Source organism: Myxococcus sp. AB025B, assembly GCF_006518215.1.
In the GTDB taxonomy this organism is placed as follows: domain Bacteria; phylum Myxococcota; class Myxococcia; order Myxococcales; family Myxococcaceae; genus Myxococcus; species Myxococcus fulvus.
This window is the reverse complement of record NZ_SRLW01000553.1, coordinates 1-2,764: the sequence shown is the minus strand read 5'-3', so window position 1 is coordinate 2,764 and position 2,764 is coordinate 1. Positions and strand designations below refer to the sequence as shown.

General features: G+C 73.3%; 3 protein-coding genes. All 3 read left to right on the top strand.

What is annotated here, in order from left to right; all coding sequences use genetic code 11:
• Nucleotides 1–3 precede the first annotated feature (3 nt).
• Nucleotides 4–576 (top strand): RNA polymerase sigma factor, encoded by a 573-nt coding sequence (locus FL311_RS42475; protein ID WP_141333301.1) that lies wholly within the window; start codon nt 4–6, stop codon nt 574–576.
• A gap of 3 nt (nt 577–579) precedes the next feature.
• On the top strand, nt 580–1,350 hold the full coding sequence (locus FL311_RS42470; protein WP_141333300.1) for a hypothetical protein: 771 nt from the start codon (nt 580–582) through the stop codon (nt 1,348–1,350).
• Between the two features lie 10 nt (nt 1,351–1,360).
• Nucleotides 1,361–2,764 (top strand): caspase family protein (locus FL311_RS42465; protein WP_141333298.1); only part of this gene is annotated, 1,404 nt, incomplete at its 3' end.

Below are 2,764 nucleotides of genomic sequence, written 5' to 3'. Positions count from 1 at the left end.
GGCGTGACGGAGGAGGAGGTCGCCACCTGCATCCGGCGGGCAGCCGAGGGGGCTCAGGACGCGCACCGCGAGCTGTACCAGCGCTTCCATGGGGCCGTGCGCCGCGTGGCGCTGGGCTACTCGGCGCTGGGGCCCGCGGAGGTGGAGGACGTGGTCCAGGAGACCTTCGTCCGGGCCTTCCGCGAGCTGCCCCGGCTCCAGCACCCCCGCGCCTTCGGGAGCTGGTTGGTGACGATTGCCCGCCACCACGCGCAGTCGCTCAGCCGGGGCGCGCAGCTGCGAGGTCGCGCGGCGGAGGACCTGGCGCTGGAGCTGGAGTCGACCACGCCCGCGATTCCTCCGGCGCTGGAGCTGGAGCGGCGCGTGGCGGTGGTGCGCGAGTTGATTGAAGCGCTGCCCGAGGGCCCCGAGAAGGAGACGGTGCGCCTGTTCTATCTGGAGGGCGAGCTGAGCGCGCGGGAGATCGCCGAGCGCCTGGGGCTGGGCAAGAGCGCGGTGACGATGCGCCTGGAGCGCTTCCGCGCGCGGGTGAAGCGCCAGTTGCTGTCGCGGCTGCTGGCCGCGGGAGTGGGATGAGCCATGGGTGACGCGAGCAGGCACCTGGATGCGCACAGCTGGCGGGCGCTGCGGGACAAGTCCCCCGACGCGGTGGCGTACTTCGCCGACCACCTGTCGCGGCCCTGCGACGAGTGCGAGGCGTTCCTCGAGAAGAACGACGACGCGTTCGGCCTGGAGGCGATGACGGACGAGGCGCTCGGGGGCCTGGCTCCTGTTCGCGAGGACGCGGTGGGCTGGGCCCGCTTGCGCAAGCGGCTCGGTCCGTCTCGGCGCCTGTGGCTCTCCGGCGCGGTGGCGGTGGCTGTCGCCGCCATGGTCACCTTCGCGGTCCATCCCGCGCTGCTGACGGGCGGGCAGCCGGGCACCTCGGTGCGACTGAAGGGCGGCGCCGCGCTGTCGCTGGAGCTGACGGCGCTCGCCCGGATGCCGGATGGGAACCTGCGCCCGCTGACGGAGGGGACACCGCTTCCTCCCGAGGCCGTGGTGCTGGTGCGCTATCGCGCGAGCGAGCTGGCGGACGCGCTGCTCGCGCTGGAGTTGCCCGATGGCTCCGTGCAGATGCTGGGCGCCTACGCGCTGGAGGCGGGGACGCATGACCTGCGCGAAGACGGTGAGCTGGCGGGCGTGTCCCTGGAGGGCGAGCAGGGCCCGAGGACCCTCGTGCTGGCCGCGTGGCCCCAGGGGAAGGGCTCCCAGGAGGCTCGGGACGCGGCGCTCGCGCGAGGACGGGTGCCGGAAGAGGCGACGCGGGCCCGGCTCGGGTTGCGGGTGACTCCGGAGGGCGCTCGCTGAGCGTGGGCTCTTGATTCGCTTCCGGCTCCAGTTCGTCTTCTGTCTCGTGCTCGTGGCGCTCTCGGCCTGCGGTGGCGCGCGGGACAAGGGGAAGGCGGTGAAGGTGCGCCTGGACCCGGCGCGCCTCGCCTCGGCGCACGAGGGCGAGCGCCACGCGCTGCTCATCGGCATCGACCAGTACGACGACGACTCCTGGAACGACCTGCGCTATCCGGGCAAGGACGCGGAGGACCTGGGGCGCGTGCTGGCGGACCCGAGGCGTGGAGGTTTCGCCTCGGTGACGGTGCTCAACCGCCCGGACCAGACGACGCGCGCGGGAGTGCTGGAGGCGCTGCGGACGCTCCAGGCGCGCGCGTGGAATCCGAGGGACGTGGTGGTCGTCTACGTCTCCGGCCACGGCACGCTCGCGCGCGACACACGGGGCGAGCTCCAGCGCTACCTGGTGATGCGCGACACGCGCTTCCGGGACGTGCAGGGCACGGGGCTGGAGATGGCGGTGCTGGAGCAGGCGCTGGAGCGGCTGGGCTCGCTGCGCCGGGTGCTGGTGCTGGCCACGTGTCACAGCGGCACGGGCAAGTCGCTGCTGCCGGAGTCGGTGCGCTCGGAGCTGGAGCGCACCAAGGCCGCGTTCCTCCCTCGCCCGTTGGAGGAGGACAGCCGCGCGTCGCTCGTCCTCTCCGCCAGTGATTGGGGCGAGGCGGCGCGCGAGGACGACGCGCTCGGCAATGACATCTACACCCACTTCTTCGTCCAGGCGCTCGACGGGCGCGCGGACCGCAACCGCGACGGCGCGGTGAGCGCCACCGAGGCGCACGACTGGGCGCGCCGCCACACGTGGACGTATACGCAGGGGCGACAGCGCCCGAGCGTGCGGATGACGGAAGTGGGCGCGGACCCGGTGTTGCTCTCCGGCTCCCTGTCCCAGCCCGGCCAGCCGGAGGTGTTCTCCTACAGTCCTCGCCTGGAGGGCTTCACGCTCAAGGTGGATGGCGTGGACGCGGGGGAGCTGCCCGGTGGTGTGGCGCTCCCGGAGGGAAACCGCCGACTGGGGCTGCACAAGGGCGGCGCGGTGTTGTGGGAGGACACGGTGGTGCTGCGTCCCGGTGAGCGTCGGGCGCTGGACTCGATGCTGCGCGAGCAGGCGGAGGGGCCTCGGCGCACCGTCTCGCTCGACATGGGCGTGCTGGGCTTCCTGGATGCCCGCAGCCGGCGCGAGGTCCTCCCGCGCACGTTGATGGCGGGCGCGGGCCTGCGGTGGCATGGGCTGCTGCTCGAGGAGCGGTTGGATGTGGGCGTGGACCTGGCCGTGGGGCAGGGGCGCCAGGCGCTCCAGTTGGAGCTGGGTGGGACGGTGCCGGTGCGACACCGGGCGGTGATGTTGGGGCTGACGGTGGGGCCGTCGTGGGAGTGGGGG